General features: G+C 58.9%; 15 protein-coding genes. 5 read left to right on the forward strand and 10 right to left on the reverse strand.

Features of this window, described 5'->3' with window-relative positions; genetic code table 11:
• Positions 1–105: 105 nt before the first annotated feature.
• A complete protein-coding gene (gene trpB, locus PG5_RS15630) occupies positions 106–1,341 on the forward strand; it encodes a tryptophan synthase subunit beta (protein ID WP_020798081.1) in 1,236 nt (411 codons plus the stop codon).
• Complete coding sequence (trpA, locus tag PG5_RS15635; RefSeq protein ID WP_020798082.1) at positions 1,341–2,153, forward strand: tryptophan synthase subunit alpha; 813 nt, start codon at positions 1,341–1,343, stop codon at positions 2,151–2,153. The genes trpB and trpA overlap by 1 nt, the downstream gene beginning before the upstream one ends.
• A gap of 104 nt (positions 2,154–2,257) precedes the next feature.
• On the opposite strand, the gene PG5_RS15640 is transcribed toward trpA, so the two are convergent.
• The 10 genes from PG5_RS15640 to PG5_RS15685 form a co-directional block, all read right to left on the reverse strand.
• A complete protein-coding gene (locus PG5_RS15640) occupies positions 2,258–4,219 on the reverse strand; it encodes a DUF4105 domain-containing protein (RefSeq protein ID WP_042955431.1) in 1,962 nt (653 codons plus the stop codon).
• Positions 4,216–4,536: a DUF2388 domain-containing protein gene (locus tag PG5_RS15645; RefSeq protein WP_020798084.1), complete on the reverse strand. Its 321-nt coding sequence runs from the start codon at positions 4,534–4,536 to the stop codon at positions 4,216–4,218. Before PG5_RS15645 ends, PG5_RS15640 begins: the two co-directional genes overlap by 4 nt.
• A 28-nt stretch (positions 4,537–4,564) precedes the next feature.
• Positions 4,565–4,882 carry a DUF2388 domain-containing protein gene (locus PG5_RS15650; protein ID WP_020798085.1) on the reverse strand — a complete coding sequence of 106 codons (318 nt, stop codon included), beginning with the start codon at positions 4,880–4,882 and terminating at the stop codon, positions 4,565–4,567.
• Between the two features lie 107 nt (positions 4,883–4,989).
• The gene (locus PG5_RS15655; protein WP_008064820.1) at positions 4,990–5,307 is read right to left on the reverse strand and encodes a DUF2388 domain-containing protein; all 318 of its coding nucleotides are present in this window, start codon (positions 5,305–5,307) and stop codon (positions 4,990–4,992) included.
• Positions 5,308–5,643: 336 nt separating this feature from the next.
• Positions 5,644–5,859, reverse strand: coding sequence for a DUF1127 domain-containing protein (locus PG5_RS15660; protein ID WP_007902752.1), 216 nt, complete (start codon positions 5,857–5,859; stop codon positions 5,644–5,646).
• Between the two features lie 319 nt (positions 5,860–6,178).
• Positions 6,179–7,672, reverse strand: a complete 1,494-nt coding sequence (locus PG5_RS15665; protein ID WP_020798086.1) for an acetyl-CoA hydrolase/transferase family protein — start codon at positions 7,670–7,672, stop codon at positions 6,179–6,181.
• A 215-nt stretch (positions 7,673–7,887) separates the two neighbouring features.
• On the reverse strand, positions 7,888–9,321 hold the full coding sequence (locus tag PG5_RS15670; RefSeq protein WP_020798087.1) for an NAD(P)(+) transhydrogenase (Re/Si-specific) subunit beta: 1,434 nt from the start codon (positions 9,319–9,321) through the stop codon (positions 7,888–7,890).
• Positions 9,318–9,674: an NAD(P) transhydrogenase subunit alpha gene (locus PG5_RS15675; RefSeq protein ID WP_008064823.1), complete on the reverse strand. Its 357-nt coding sequence runs from the start codon at positions 9,672–9,674 to the stop codon at positions 9,318–9,320. The genes PG5_RS15670 and PG5_RS15675 overlap by 4 nt, the downstream gene beginning before the upstream one ends.
• An 11-nt stretch (positions 9,675–9,685) precedes the next feature.
• Positions 9,686–10,807, reverse strand: a complete 1,122-nt coding sequence (locus PG5_RS15680; protein WP_020798088.1) for a Re/Si-specific NAD(P)(+) transhydrogenase subunit alpha — start codon at positions 10,805–10,807, stop codon at positions 9,686–9,688.
• Between the two features lie 436 nt (positions 10,808–11,243).
• Positions 11,244–12,143: a LysR family transcriptional regulator gene (locus tag PG5_RS15685; protein ID WP_020798089.1), complete on the reverse strand. Its 900-nt coding sequence runs from the start codon at positions 12,141–12,143 to the stop codon at positions 11,244–11,246.
• 157 nt (positions 12,144–12,300) lie between these two features.
• On the opposite strand from PG5_RS15685, the gene PG5_RS15690 reads away from it, so the two are divergent.
• The 3 genes from PG5_RS15690 to PG5_RS34600 all read left to right on the forward strand — a co-directional run.
• A complete protein-coding gene (locus PG5_RS15690; RefSeq protein ID WP_020798090.1) occupies positions 12,301–13,482 on the forward strand; it encodes an acyl-CoA dehydrogenase in 1,182 nt (393 codons plus the stop codon).
• 12 nt (positions 13,483–13,494) lie between these two features.
• On the forward strand, positions 13,495–14,715 hold the full coding sequence (locus PG5_RS15695; RefSeq protein ID WP_020798091.1) for a CaiB/BaiF CoA-transferase family protein: 1,221 nt from the start codon (positions 13,495–13,497) through the stop codon (positions 14,713–14,715).
• 67 nt (positions 14,716–14,782) lie between these two features.
• Positions 14,783–14,980 (forward strand): hypothetical protein (locus PG5_RS34600; RefSeq protein WP_218187893.1); only part of this gene is annotated, 198 nt, incomplete at its 3' end.

Below are 14,980 nucleotides of genomic sequence, written 5' to 3' on the forward strand. Positions count from 1 at the left end.
GTGAGTTTTCCTGACAGGTTGTGGCGATCTTATCGGTTTTCAGAGCCTGGCGTCAGGGGTAGAGTTAAGCCCATTGTCATATCACGCATTCAATTGGAGCGCCCCATGACCCAGACTAATCTGCGCAACGGCCCTGACGCCAACGGCCTGTTCGGCGCGTTTGGCGGCCGTTACGTCGCTGAAACCCTGATGCCACTGATCCTTGACCTGGCCCGCGAATACGAAGCGGCCAAGGAAGATCCGGCATTCAAGGAAGAGCTGGCGTACTTCCAGCGCGACTACGTCGGTCGTCCGAGCCCGCTCTATTTTGCCGAACGTCTGACCGAATTCTGTGGCGGCGCGAAGATTTATCTCAAGCGCGAAGAGCTGAACCACACTGGCGCGCACAAGATCAACAACTGCATCGGCCAGATCCTTTTGGCGCGACGCATGGGCAAGAAACGTATCATTGCCGAAACCGGCGCTGGCATGCACGGGGTGGCGACCGCCACCGTGGCTGCGCGTTTTGGCCTGGACTGCGTGATCTACATGGGCACCACCGACATCGAACGCCAGCAGGCCAACGTGTTCCGCATGAAGCTGTTGGGCGCTGAAGTGATCCCGGTCGTGGCCGGCACCGGCACCCTGAAGGATGCGATGAACGAAGCCCTGCGCGACTGGGTGACCAACGTCGACAGCACCTTCTACCTGATCGGCACCGTCGCCGGTCCACACCCTTATCCGGCAATGGTCCGCGACTTCCAGGCCGTTATCGGCAAGGAAACCCGTGACCAGCTGCAAGCCCAGGAAGGCCGCCTGCCGGACAGCCTGGTGGCGTGCATCGGTGGCGGTTCCAATGCCATGGGCCTGTTCCACCCGTTCCTGGATGACAAGAGCGTTGAGATCATCGGCGTGGAGGCGGCCGGCCACGGCATCGAGACCGGCAAGCACGCGGCCAGCCTGAACGGCGGCGTACCGGGTGTGCTGCACGGCAACCGGACCTTCCTGCTGCAGGACGACGATGGCCAGATCATTGACGCACACTCGATCTCCGCTGGCCTGGACTACCCGGGCATCGGCCCGGAGCACGCCTGGTTGCATGACATCGGCCGTGTCCAGTACACCTCGGTGACCGACGACGAAGCGCTCGCTGCATTCCACCAGTGCTGCCGTCTGGAAGGGATCATTCCTGCCCTGGAAAGCGCCCATGCCCTGGCTGAAGTGTTCAAGCGCGCGCCGACGCTGCCGAAGGATCACCTGATGGTGGTCAACCTGTCGGGTCGCGGCGACAAAGACATGCAGACCGTGATGCACCACATGGAACACTCTCAACACGAGCAATCCAAGCAGGAGAAACACTGATGAGCCGCCTGCAAACGCGTTTTGCCGAACTCAAGGAACAGAACCGCGCCGCCCTGGTGACCTTCGTCACCGCCGGCGACCCGGAATACGACACCTCCCTGGCGATCCTCAAGGGTTTGCCAGCCGCTGGCGCCGACGTGATCGAATTGGGCATGCCTTTCACCGATCCGATGGCCGACGGCCCGGCGATCCAGCTCGCCAATATTCGCGCGCTGGCGGCCAAGCAGAACCTGGCGAAAACCCTGGAAATGGTGCGTGAGTTCCGCAAGGACAACAACGAGACGCCACTCGTCCTGATGGGTTACTTCAACCCGATCCACAAGTACGGTGTACCGCGTTTCATCACCGATGCAAAAGAGGCCGGTGTCGATGGCCTGATCGTGGTGGACATGCCGCCCGAGCATAACGGTGAGTTGTGCGACCCGGCCCAGGCCGCCGGTCTCGATTTCATTCGCCTGACTACCCCGACCACTGACGATGTGCGTCTGCCAACAGTCCTTAATGGTAGCTCCGGGTTTGTTTACTACGTATCGGTGGCCGGTGTGACCGGTGCTGGCGCAGCAACCCTGGAACACGTCGAAGAAGCGGTCACTCGTCTGCGCCGTCACACCGATCTGCCGATCAGCATCGGTTTCGGCATTCGCACGCCAGAGCAAGCGGCGTCCATCGCGCGCCTGGCGGACGGAGTGGTGGTGGGTTCGGCACTGATCGATCACATCGCCAATGCCACGACGCCGGAACAGGCGATCGATGGTGTGCTGAGCCTGTGCTCGGCATTGGCCGATGGCGTGCGTAAGGCCCGCGTCAGCTAACGGAACAGTTGCTACACAGAGGAATCAAACCCTCTCGTCACAGGTTGATCAGCAAGACCGAGGGCTTCAGGACAATGTTCTGAAGCCCTTTTGCTTTTTTAGCCTCAAGGCAATTGAAGGCCACCTGCTGCCTTGTGCAATTTACGCAGATGCTCACCGATCTGTTTCACGTTGGCTTCGTTGGCCGCCATTTCCGCTGCGCGGTCTGGATCGAGCAGGGCCCGGACTTCCTTGTCCAGATCCCCGGTCAGTGCCTGGAGCTGCTTCTGCCGCAGGCTGGTCTCCGATTCCAGGCGTTGCCATTCAGCAGGTTGTGGCAAGCCATACCCGCCGCTGCCGAGTAATTCCGCCGGACGACTGAGGAAACCGCTGTTATCGAGAATTTGCCTCAGTGTCGCGTTGGCTTTGTCCATTCCGCCGTTTTTCAGCTCACGGGCACCCAAGTAACGTTGTTTGACTTCGTCCTGGGCCAGGAGCAACTGCTGGCGATAGCTTGCCTGTTCCAGCAAGAGCAATGCCGCGCTGGTGCGCAAATCTGCCTGATCGAACCATTGGCGGCGTTGTGCGGCGGTCAGGGACAGCCAGTCTTCGACCTTCTCCTGTTTGATCGGTAGCTGTTTTCTCAATACCTCGAACATTGCTTGATAGCGATCGCGGAAAGAGTCAAAGCGATAGCCCAGGCGAAGCGCCTCACGTGGATCGTCCAGCACGCTGGTATCCGCCAGACCGCGCCCCTTGAGCACCTCCAGCAAACCATTGGGCATGATGTTGTCCAGGGCAACCAGTTTTGAGTTGTTGGTGCCGCCACGCAATAACTTCAGCTCTTCGACAGCGCAGTTGTTCGACAGGAAGAAGTAGTTGCCGTCGTAACTCCAGTGCATCTCTGCGGCACGCTCCACCACGTTTTCAACCTCTTCACGAGACAGGTTCAGTGGCACGGAGGCGAGGCTGCGTAACTCGGTCTTGGTGTATTCGTCGATCACTTGGGCCAGCGGCAACACGAACAGGCGTGAGGGGTATTTACCCACCAGTCCATCCCAACTCGATAGTTGCACGTCGCCCACGAACGCACGGTAGGACAACACCAGGTGCTGGTCCAGGTCCAGGCGGCAATCCGGCCCGCGTGGCCGGCCAGGTGCACAGATCACCAGGCGCAACATGCTGTGGCCCCAACGGCTGACCCAGTTCTGATTGGCCTCTGCCAGTAGATAGTCGACGGCGTAGACCCGCTCCGGATCGACCTGGCCCAAAGGCGTCTTGGCAAAGTCATTGCCGGCGTTGAGGAATGCGAAGGTCTTGCCGCAATCGTTCTTGGCCGCAGGTGCCCAGCCGAAACGCTCCTTGTAGTAGCGGTACAGCGCAGGGCGACGACAGGCGTAGCTCGGGTCGAGGAGGAAATACTCCATGTTGACCGCGACGAATTCCTTGGGGCTGCTGGTCTCGTAGATATCCGGGCTGCGGGCGATCTGACGGTTGTGCTGTTCGCGCTCGCCCCGACGGCCAACGTACTGTTGCCAGCCGGCAAGGTCGAGCAGGCGCGGATCATCGCTCAAGGTAAAGCGTCTATCGGACTGCCCACGGCATTGATCGGGAATACCGATCAGCCCTGAACTGCCGCTGCGTTGGGTGCAGCGCTGGATCAGCGTGCGTTCCGCGTTTGGCCAGAGGCGCGAGCGATCATAAATATGGGTCAGCTCATGCAGCACCGTCGCGAGCATTTCCCGGCGCACAGTGCCATGGGGACGATAGGTTTTCTTGGTGGCAGCGCTGCCATCGGTGAGGCTCGCCAACAAATTGCGATTCAGATCGAGTTCGGAAACCAGCGACGCCTGACCGTAGGCATCGCTGCGCATTTTATCGGTCCAGCCGACGTCGATACGCCGGTCGAGTTGCTCGATGAACCGTGGCGGCAATGCCTGCATGGCTTCATCAAGCAAAGCCTGGCTGGCCCGCTGTTGCGCCGGGCTAAGGCCATCGGTCTTGAGGTGTAGTTCGAGGTCGGCGTGGGCCGTGCTGCCAAACAGCAGCACGGCCCCGGCCAACAGCCAGGAAGCTGGAGACCTCACAGTGCGAGGATGGCTTCGGCGAGATCCTGATCACTGGCATCGCGGGCTTCAGGAACGCGAGTGCGCAACAAATTGAGCGCAGATTCCAGGTGCGCACCACGAATATCGCCGTTGCTGGCGACGAAACTGGCGGCATCGTCCTGGGCTTCACGGACGATTTTAGAGTCGCGGATCGACGTCGTGGTGTCGGAAGTGAAATCCAGTGTGCGCTGGGTGGCACGAATGAGGATGTTGCTGGTGGCAACCAGGGTTTGGGCCTGGGCCACATCAGCCAACAACAATAGGCCAAGGGTGGCAACAATCAGCGGGTTACGCATGGAACGACTCCGGAGAAACATGGGATAACTATTGGACGAGAATTGCTCGTGCCAGTTCAAGGTCACTGGCATGAAGTTTTGGCTGGGCCTGGCGCAGGTAATCCAAGGCCGACTCCAGTCGTGCGCCTCTCATTCGACCATCACTGGCGATGAATACCGCGGCATCATCCCGGGCGTTGAGGAGCAGTTTATGATCGAAGGGGGCAGAGGTCACCAGGCCTGTGGCATAAACGCTGGCCACGATGCCTTGGGTAGACAGGTTAAACGCGTCGAAGGCATGGGCTGCCCCCGAATAGCAGGCTGCTAGAAAGACTGGAGCAACCAGCAGGTTTGAAAGAAAACGCATGAGACTCGACAGTTGAATGTGAGTCCCAAGGCTAGCGCAAGGCCCGGGCTAGAGCCAGCGCTGAAACATTGGGACACGTCACGCGTGTCCCCCATCATGGAAAACGCTTAGATAGTCAGGATGGCTTGCGCCAGCTGGGCGTCTGTTGCATTCAGTTGCGGAGCCTGGTGGCGAATGTGATCGAGTGCGCTTTCCAGTTTTACCCCACGAATCGAACCTTCGCTGGCGACGAAGCTGGCAGCGTCGTCACGGGCCGCGAGCACGATCTTGTCGTCCTTGAACGAAGACGTCACGTCGGAGGTGGCGTCGGACGTGGCTTTGAGTGCACCGACGACGGCATCGGTGGTCACGATGAAGCTGGTGGCGTGGGCATTGGCAGCCACGGCAAGCAGGGCTGCAGCGCTGAGCAGACGAAGACGGGACATGGTGTAACTCCTTTGGATAAGACGATAAAGGTGGCGCAGTGTCTGGTGATTCAGACGCCAGACACTCGGGGGGGGCCACGTTCTGGCTTGATATTAGGCCTGAGCAGGTCGTTTCGAACAGCCTATAAGAGAAAAGGTTGCTAAAAATCAGTTCGAGCGGTCGATAGTCGATTGCAAACTGTAATGGTCTGATCCTGAACTATAAAAACTGTACCTGTTTGCGCATTGATAACACCTGAAACGACAAAGCCCGTCGTGGAGTCCCACGACGGGCTTTGTTTGTGCAATTCGGGTTGCTGGCGGTGGACCCTGCGGGTCAGAGCCAGCGACGCTAACTTAGCGCCAGAACGGCTTGCTCAGCTCTTCGTAGCGTTGTGCTTCGCTAATCCCGGCGTCAGCCAGCAGACGCGAATCCAGGCGAGCCAGTTGGTGGCGGCTGGAGATGCGGCGCTGCCACAGCATCAGGTTGGCGATAACGCGCAGAGGCATGGAAGCCTGGGTTTTTGCAGCAGTGTCTTCGAAGAACAGTTCGGAACTGAGTGTACGTTCCATGGTTTTCATCCTTCCGCTTATGGCGGGATTAGGTAGTGGCTTAACTGGTGCCCATGATCCTCTTGTTTGCCTAGTCTCTGTAGATACAGTTCATCTGTATTGTGAGAGCTCAGTTAACTGTTTATAGGGGGTGTACTGGTCAAAAATGAGGCAACTGTATCTATCTGCGCCATTATGGTGCGATTTTACTGATTTGGCGGAGTGGAGTAGGAAAATTCGGTAGGAAATGACCGGTACAGCAGTACAGTTTTTGTCAGATTACGAGGTGACAACAGCGAGCTGACGAAACTGTGTTTGCGTCAGCTGCCATCTGTATCAATCAAACAGCGATCATTCTCCCGGTTTCTTCCAGGTTCATGTGCCAGCTCAGTGCATCACGCAGGATATGGGGCGTGTGTCCGCCGATGGCGCAGGCGGCCGTGAAGTAGTCGTTCAGTGCCTGGCGATAATCTGGATGTACGCAGTTGTCGATGATGACGCGTGCCCGCTCCCGGGGTGCCAGGCCGCGCAGGTCCGCCAGGCCGACTTCGGTGACGAGGATGTCGACATCATGTTCGGTATGGTCAACGTGGCTGACCATCGGCACCACGCTGGAAATCGCCCCGCCCTTGGCGATCGACTTGGTGACGAAAATCGCCAAGTGCGCGTTGCGCGCGAAGTCGCCCGAGCCGCCAATGCCGTTCATCATCCGCGTGCCGCAGACATGGGTGGAGTTGACGTTGCCATAGATATCGAATTCAAGGGCGGTGTTGATGCCGATGATACCGAGGCGGCGGACCACTTCCGGGTGGTTGGAGATTTCCTGAGGGCGCAGCACCAGTTTGTCCTTGTAGCGCTCCAGGTTGCCGAATACGTCAGCGTTGCGGCGACTCGACAAGGTGATCGAACTGCCAGAGGCAAAACTCAACTTGCCGGCATCGATCAAGTCGAACGTCGAGTCCTGAAGCACCTCGGAGTACATGGTCAGGTCTTCGAATGGCGAATCGATCAAACCACACATCACGGAGTTGGCGATGGTGCCGATCCCGGCCTGCAGTGGGCCGAGCTTGTTGGTCATGCGTCCCGCGCCGACTTCTTGCTTGAAGAAGTCGATCAGGTGATCGGCGATCGCTTGGGTATCCACGTCCGGTGGCAGCACGGTGGACGGTGAGTCGGACTGATTGGTGACCACGATCGCGACGATCTTTTCCGGTGGAATCGGGATGGCGGTGCTGCCAATGCGATCGTCGACCTTGACCAAGGGAATCGGCGTACGGGTCGGGCGATAGGTCGGGATATAGATGTCGTGCAGACCTTCGAGGTTGGGGTTGTGCGCCAGATTGATCTCGACGATCACGTGCTTGGCGAAAATCGCGAAGCTGGCCGAGTTGCCCACGGAAGTGGTCGGCACGATATGACCTTGCTCGGTAATGGCCACGGCTTCGATCACCGCGATGTCCGGCAGCTTCAGTTGCTGGTTGCGCAATTGCTCGACGGTTTCCGAGAGGTGCTGGTCAATGAACATCACATCGCCAGCGTTGATCGCCTTGCGCAAGGTGCTGTCCACCTGGAACGGCATGCGTCGTGACAATACGCCGGCTTCTGTGAGCTGTTTGTCGAGGTCGTTGCCCAGGCTGGCGCCGGTCATCAGGCTGATCTTCAGCGGGGAGGCTTTGGCCCGTTCGGCCAGTGCGTGGGGCACGGCCTTGGCTTCGCCGGCACGGGTGAAGCCGCTCATGCCGACGGTCATGCCGTCCTCAATCAGAGCGGCAGCCTCGGCGGCGCTCATCACTTTATCCAACAACGAAGGCAGGCGAATACGGTCACGGTACATGGATTGTTATCTCGGGCAACGGGTAGCAGGACATGCAGTCTATTGAATTTCACGGCGCTGTGTCCCGCTACCAAGGTCGCAAACGAGGTGTCTATTCCGGTGCTTTCAGACAAAACACCGTTACCGTTTCGGTAACAACGCGACGGTTTGACCATTGATTTGCACAAACAAAAACGCCCCGACGAGTCGGGGCGTTGTGGCACTGCGAAACGGTCTTACTCGACGGCTTTAACCATGTCTTCGATGACTTTCTTGGCGTCGCCGAAGACCATCATGGTTTTGTCCAGGTAGAACAGCTCGTTGTCCAGGCCGGCATAGCCGCTGGCCATCGAGCGCTTGTTGACGATGATGGTCTTGGCCTTGAACGCTTCGAGGATCGGCATGCCGGCAATCGGCGATTTCGGATCGTTCTTCGCCGCCGGGTTGACCACGTCGTTCGCGCCCAACACCAGTACCACGTCGGCCTGGCCGAACTCGGAGTTGATGTCGTCCATCTCGAACACCTGGTCGTAAGGCACTTCGGCCTCGGCCAGCAGTACGTTCATGTGGCCAGGCATGCGACCGGCAACCGGGTGGATCGCGTACTTCACGGTCACGCCACGGTGGGTCAGCTTCTCGGTCAGTTCCTTCAGCGCATGCTGGGCCCGTGCTACCGCCAGGCCGTAGCCCGGAACGATGATCACGGTGTCGGCGTTGGTCAGCAGGAAGGTTGCATCGTCAGCCGAACCGGATTTCACCGGACGCGCTTCTTTCGAGCCTGCAGGGCCTGCGTCCGCCGTGTTGCCGAAACCGCCGAGCAATACGTTGAAGAACGAGCGGTTCATCGCCTTGCACATGATGTACGAAAGAATCGCGCCGGACGAACCGACCAGCGAGCCGGCAATGATCAGCATCGAGTTGTTCAGCGAGAAGCCGATACCCGCCGCCGCCCAGCCCGAGTAGCTGTTGAGCATGGACACGACGACCGGCATGTCGGCACCGCCGATCGGGATGATGATCAGCACGCCAAGCACGAAGGCCAGCGCCAGCATCACGGCGAAAGCGGTGTAGTCGCCGGTGAGCATGAAGGTCACGCCCAGGGCCAGTGTGGCCAGGCCGAGCAGCAGGTTCAGCTTGTGCTGACCGCCAAACTGTACTGGCGCGCCCTGGAACAGGCGGAACTTGTATTTGCCCGCCAGTTTGCCGAAGGCAATGACCGAACCGGAGAAGGTGATCGCACCGATGGCAGCGCCGAGGAACAACTCCAGGCGGTTACCGGCGGGGATCGCATCGCCGAGGTTCTGGACGATACCCAGCGACTGTGGCTCGACCACGGCGGCCACGGCGATAAACACCGCCGCCAGGCCGATCATGCTGTGCATGAAGGCGACCAGTTCGGGCATCTTGGTCATTTCAACACGTTTGGCCATGATCGTACCGACAGTGCCGCCGATCAGCAGGCCGACGATCACGTAGACGATACCGTCGTTGGCCAGCTCGGCGCCCAGCTTGTAGATCAGGCCAACCGTGGTGAGGATCGCCAGGCCCATGCCGAGCATGCCGAACAGGTTGCCGCGACGCGACGTGGTTGGGTGCGAGAGTCCCTTGAGCGCCTGGATGAAGCAGACCGAGGCGATCAAATACAGGGAAGTAACCAGATTCATGCTCATGCTTGCTGCACCTCAGCCTTGATTGCTTCGGCCTTGGCTGCCGGAGCTTTTGCTGGAGCCGCTTTCTTCTTGAACATTTCCAGCATGCGCCGGGTAACCAGGAAGCCACCGAACACGTTCACTGCGGCCAGGGCCACGGCGAGGGTGCCCATGGTCTTGCCCAGTGGGGTCACGGTGAGGGCGGCAGCCAGCATGGCGCCGACGATGACGATGGCCGAGATCGCGTTGGTCACGGCCATCAGAGGGGTGTGCAGTGCAGGGGTCACGTTCCAGACCACGTGGTAGCCGACATAGATGGCCAGCACGAAGATGATCAGGTTGTAGATACCGTGAGAGATCAGCATGTCTTCCATTGTTTTTATCCTCAGCCGTTCTTGCGCACGATCTGGCCGTCGCGGCACATCAGGCACGCGGCGACGATATCGTCTTCAAGGTTGATCACCAGTTGTCCTTCTTTATCGAACAACAGTTTCATGAAGTCCAGCAGGTTGCGTGCATACAGTGCCGAGGCGTCGGCAGCGACTGCGGCCGCCAGGTTGGTCGGGCCAACGATGGTCACACCGTTTTCGACAACCACCTGGTCGGCCACGGTCAGCGGGCAGTTACCGCCTTGGGCAGCCGCCAGGTCGATGACCACCGAGCCCGGTTTCATCTGTGCCACGGTCTCTGCACTGAGCAGCGTCGGTGCCTTGCGACCCGGAATCAGCGCCGTGGTAATGACGATGTCAGCCTGTTTGGCGCGTTCGTGCACGGCCACGGCCTGGCGCTGCATCCAGCTGGCAGGCATCGGGCGAGCGTAACCGCCGACACCGACAGCGCATTCACGCTCTTCATCGGTCTCGTAAGGCACGTCGACGAACTTGGCGCCCAGGGATTCGATCTGTTCTTTTACCGCCGGACGCACGTCAGACGCTTCGATCACCGCACCCAGGCGCTTGGCCGTAGCGATGGCCTGCAGCCCGGCAACACCGGCGCCGAGAATCAGCACCCGCGCCGCTTTCACGGTGCCCGCGGCGGTCATCAGCATCGGCATGAAGCGCGGATAGTGATGAGCGGCCAGCAACACGGCTTTATAGCCGGCGATGTTGGCTTGCGAGGACAGCACGTCCAGGCTCTGTGCGCGCGAGGTGCGAGGAGCAGCCTCCAAGGCAAAGGCAGTAATGCCGCACTCAGCCATCTTGGCGATGGTTTCGTTGTTGAACGGATTGAGCATCCCCACCACAACGGTGCCGCTCTTAATCAGCGCAAGCTCGCTGTCGCTGGGGGCGACCACCTTCAAAATCAGCTCTGCACCAAACGCCTCGCTGGCACTGCCAATGGCCGCGCCTGCGGCTTCATAGGCACTGTCGACAACACTGGCATTGACGCCGGCGCCGCTTTGTACAGTGACCTTATGACCCTGGCCGATCAGCTTCTTGATGGTTTCGGGGGTTGCAGCAACCCGTGTTTCACCGGTCTGGGTTTCGAGAGGAACACCAATGTGCACGTCAAATCTCCTGCGTGATCTTATTGAGTAAACCCATGCACTACGGATGGTGCGGCTGGGGCGGCCGATCAGCACGACCCCGCTAAATTCAGGCGGGGCGCGGCATTTTGCAGGCGAACTTTGTGCCCTTACAAGGGATTATGACGGGTGACGGAAAATTAACTACAAGTCACCCCGTGACCGAATGTCGCAACCAAACGGCTCAATCCCTTGTAGGCCGTGCCTTTCGGGCATTTTGGCGCAAATCCAACAATTTACACATCGGCCATATGAATGATGCGGAATCGACCTGGAATAGTGGCGCAAAGCCGCGTCTTCAGGCGCTTGTGGCACGTTTGTACTGCTTCGTCGTACAGTTTCTCTCTATGCGACAATTACTTATATCTGTAGGGTTTTCAGTTTTCTGACTACGAGGTCAGATAAGTTCTGCAGGCCTTTATCCTTCTAGGCTGTAGCCATGGGCCTGATTTACCAGCCAGTCCCGAAAAGCCCTTAAAGACGCCGATTCGACCTTTCTCTCCGGAATCATCAGGTAATAGGCCTTTATGCTGGAGAGCGCCTGCGGGTTGGCGATCACCAGGCGAGCCTCGGCCAATTCGCGCTGAATCAGGAACGGCGGGATCAGTGCAATCCCCATGTCGTGCATCGCCGCCTGGGCCAGCATGGAGAATAGCTCGTAGCGCGGCCCTGTCATGTCGCGTGGGACGTTCAGGTGCTGAGAGTCGAACCATTGGCGCCAGGCGTAGGGGCGGGTGGTCTGTTGCAGAAGGGGAAGGTCGGCGATTTCAGCGGCTGTCAGGGCATTTTTTTGGCCCAATAGGTTGGGGCTGCACACGGGCATCGGATTTTCGCCCATCAGTCTGTGGGATTCAGTACCCGACCAATCCGCATCACCGAAGTAGATCGCTGCGTCGAAATCGGTGTCGGCAAACAGAAACGGCCGTGTGCGGTTGGTCAGGTTGACTGTTACTTCCGGGTGTTTCTGTTGAAAGTCCTTGAGCCTGGGCAGCAGCCACTGGGTCCCGAACGTTGGAACTACGGCCAGTTCTATGACGTTGGCCCCCTGTTGGCCCATCACGGACAGGGTGTCGCGCTCAACCGCATCGAGTTGGGTGGCAACCCGGCGACTGTAGGAAAGACCCGCCTCCGTCAGCTTGACCCCGCGTCGGGAGCGTCGGAACAGTTCCACGCCCAGGAACTCCTCGAGGCTGGCGATCTGTCGACAAATTGCCCCTTGGGTCAGCGAAAGCTCCTGGGCTGCCTTGGTAAAGCTTTCATGGCGGGCGGCGGCTTCAAAACTGATCAGGGCCGTTGTACTGGGTATTTTCCTGCGCATGTACGTCAACCTCACTAATACATCGCCTTAAATGGCTTTTGCGACATCTCGGAGTGAGAAATTAGCACAACAGTATGCGAAATCCTCGTTTGCCCAGATGGCGAACCCGGCCTAGGATCACTGCACGTTATTTGACCTGTTTCGAGAGGACACACTCATGGCCGGTAAAGCTAGCTTCAACTGGATCGATCCCCTGCTGCTGGATCAACAGCTCACCGAAGAAGAGCGCATGATCCGCGACACCGCTGCGCAGTTCGCTCAGCAGAGTCTCGCGCCGCGTGTGCTCGAAGCCTTCCGCCATGAAAAGACCGATCCGGCGATCTTCCGTGAAATGGGCGAAGTGGGTCTGCTGGGTGCAACCATTCCCGAGCAGTACGGTGGCAGCGGCCTGAACTACGTCAGCTACGGTTTGATTGCGCGTGAAGTCGAGCGCGTCGACTCCGGCTACCGTTCGATGATGAGCGTGCAATCCTCGCTGGTAATGGTGCCGATCAATGAATTCGGTACTGAAGCCCAGAAACAGAAGTACCTGCCAAAACTGGCGTCGGGCGAGTGGATCGGCTGCTTTGGCCTGACCGAGCCAAACCATGGCTCCGATCCAGGTGCAATGATCACCCGTGCACGGAAAGTGGAAGGCGGCTATAGCCTGACCGGCAGCAAGATGTGGATCACCAACAGCCCGATCGCCGACGTATTCGTGGTTTGGGGCAAGGACGATGTCGGCGACATCCGCGGCTTCGTTCTGGAGAAGGGCTGGAAAGGCCTGAGCGCTCCGGCGATTCACGGCAAGGTTGGCCTGCGGGCATCGATCACCGGCGAGATCGTCATGGACAACGTGTTCGTTCCGGAAGAAAACATCTTCCCTGACGTCCGAGGCCTGAAAGGTCCTTTCACCTGCTTGAACTCGGCCCGTTACGGCATCTCCTGGGGGGCGCTGGGCGCCGCTGAGTTCTGCTGGCACACCGCTCGCCAATACACCCTGGATCGTCAGCAGTTCGGTCGCCCATTGGCCGCTACCCAGTTGATCCAGAAGAAGCTGGCCGACATGCAGACCGAAATCACCCTGGCGCTGCAAGGCTGCCTGCGTCTGGGGCGCATGAAGGACGAAGGCACCGCGGCGGTTGAAATTACCTCGATGATGAAGCGCAACTCCTGCGGCAAGTCCCTGGATATCGCGCGCATGGCCCGCGACATGCTGGGCGGTAACGGTATCTCGGATGAATTCGGCGTTGCTCGTCATCTGGTCAACCTGGAAGTGGTGAATACCTATGAGGGTACGCATGACGTCCACGCGCTGATCCTCGGTCGCGCTCAGACCGGCCTCCAGGCGTTCTATTAACAGGAGAACGTCATGGGCGCGCTTTCACATCTACGGGTACTGGATTTATCGCGGGTGTTGGCTGGGCCATGGTCCGGCCAGATCCTCGCCGACCTTGGCGCTGAAGTGATCAAGGTCGAGCGTCCGGGCAATGGCGATGACACGCGCGCCTGGGGCCCTCCGTTCCTCAAGGACGCCTATGGCGAGAACACCAGCGAGGCTGCCTATTACTTGTCGGCCAACCGCAACAAGCAATCGGTCACCATCGACTTCACGCGTCCAGAGGGGCAGAAGCTGGTGCGTGACTTGGCGGCCAAGTCGGACATCCTCATCGAGAATTTCAAGGTCGGCGGTCTGGCGGCCTACGGTCTGGACTATGAGTCGCTGAAAGCGATCAATCCTGATCTGATTTATTGCTCGATCACCGGGTTTGGGCAAACCGGTCCCTACGCCAAGCGCGCAGGTTATGACTTCATGATCCAGGGCCTTGGTGGCCTGATGAGCTTGACGGGTCGACCTGAAGGCGAAGAGGGTGCTGGGCCGGTCAAGGTGGGTGTGGCGCTGACGGACATCCTCACGGGGCTGTATTCCACTGTGGCTATCCTGGCCGCGCTTGCGCATCGAGACCACGATGGTGGTGGGCAGCATATCGATATGGCATTGCTGGATGTTCAAGTCGCCTGTTTGGCCAATCAGGCGATGAACTACCTGACAACGGGCAATGCGCCAAAGCGCCTGGGCAATGCACACCCGAACATCGTGCCTTATCAGGACTTCCCTACGGCTGATGGCGACTTCATCCTGACGGTCGGGAATGACGGGCAGTTTCGCAAGTTTGCCGAAGTGGCTGGGCAGCCTCAGTGGGCGGACGATCCGCGTTTTGCAACCAACAAGCTGCGGGTGGCAAACAGGGCGGTGCTGATCCCCCTGATCCGTCAGGCTACGGTGTTCAAGACTACCGCCGAATGGGTCGCTCAGTTGGAACAGGCTGGTGTGCCGTGCGGCCCCATCAATGACCTGGCGCAGATGTTTGAAGATCCCCAGGTCAAGGCGCGCGGGTTGGCCATCGAGTTGCCTCACGTACTGGCAGGCATGGTGCCTCAAGTGGCCAGTCCTATACGGTTGTCCAGGACGCCAGTGGAGTATCGGTATGCACCGCCTTTGCTGGGCGAGCATACGCTGGAGGTTTTGCAGCGGGTGCTGAGTCTGGACGCAGGGGCCGTGTCTGCACTCAAGGCTTCGGGAGTTCTCTGAGCGGGCTCTTCTATATAGAGGAGAGTTAGTCTCCTCTATATAGGGTTCAATCGGGGCATTTTGGTGCTTGCTGCAAGTTATTGAAAGAAAAGCGGAATCAATGCTTGACGGCAGATTCTGGAAGCCTATAATTCGCCCCACTTCCGGCGCAGTCGAAACGGAAAACTCCTTGGTAAACAATGAGTTACGCAGTTTTCGGCAGCAGGTTGCTTCAGTTCATCGAAGCGCCAAGGAAGTTGGAAAAGAGGTGTTGACAGCAGCGTGT

Source organism: Pseudomonas sp. G5(2012) (assembly GCF_000408945.1).
Lineage (GTDB): Bacteria > Pseudomonadota > Gammaproteobacteria > Pseudomonadales > Pseudomonadaceae > Aquipseudomonas > Aquipseudomonas umsongensis.

Bases quoted from the DNA above. Each gene is read 5' to 3' on its own strand.
- trpB (WP_020798081.1), top strand. From the start codon at position 106: ATGACCCAGACTAATCTGCGCAACGGCCCTGACGCCAACGGCCTGTTC.
- trpA (WP_020798082.1), top strand. From the start codon at position 1,341: ATGAGCCGCCTGCAAACGCGTTTTGCCGAACTCAAGGAACAGAACCGC.
- PG5_RS15645 (WP_020798084.1), bottom strand. From the start codon at position 4,536: ATGCGTAACCCGCTGATTGTTGCCACCCTTGGCCTATTGTTGTTGGCT.
- PG5_RS15650 (WP_020798085.1), bottom strand. From the start codon at position 4,882: ATGCGTTTTCTTTCAAACCTGCTGGTTGCTCCAGTCTTTCTAGCAGCC.
- PG5_RS15655 (WP_008064820.1), bottom strand. From the start codon at position 5,307: ATGTCCCGTCTTCGTCTGCTCAGCGCTGCAGCCCTGCTTGCCGTGGCT.
- PG5_RS15660 (WP_007902752.1), bottom strand. From the start codon at position 5,859: ATGGAACGTACACTCAGTTCCGAACTGTTCTTCGAAGACACTGCTGCA.
- PG5_RS15665 (WP_020798086.1), bottom strand. From the start codon at position 7,672: ATGTACCGTGACCGTATTCGCCTGCCTTCGTTGTTGGATAAAGTGATG.
- PG5_RS15670 (WP_020798087.1), bottom strand. From the start codon at position 9,321: ATGAGCATGAATCTGGTTACTTCCCTGTATTTGATCGCCTCGGTCTGC.
- PG5_RS15675 (WP_008064823.1), bottom strand. From the start codon at position 9,674: ATGGAAGACATGCTGATCTCTCACGGTATCTACAACCTGATCATCTTC.
- PG5_RS15685 (WP_020798089.1), bottom strand. From the start codon at position 12,143: ATGCGCAGGAAAATACCCAGTACAACGGCCCTGATCAGTTTTGAAGCC.
- PG5_RS15690 (WP_020798090.1), top strand. From the start codon at position 12,301: ATGGCCGGTAAAGCTAGCTTCAACTGGATCGATCCCCTGCTGCTGGAT.
- PG5_RS15695 (WP_020798091.1), top strand. From the start codon at position 13,495: ATGGGCGCGCTTTCACATCTACGGGTACTGGATTTATCGCGGGTGTTG.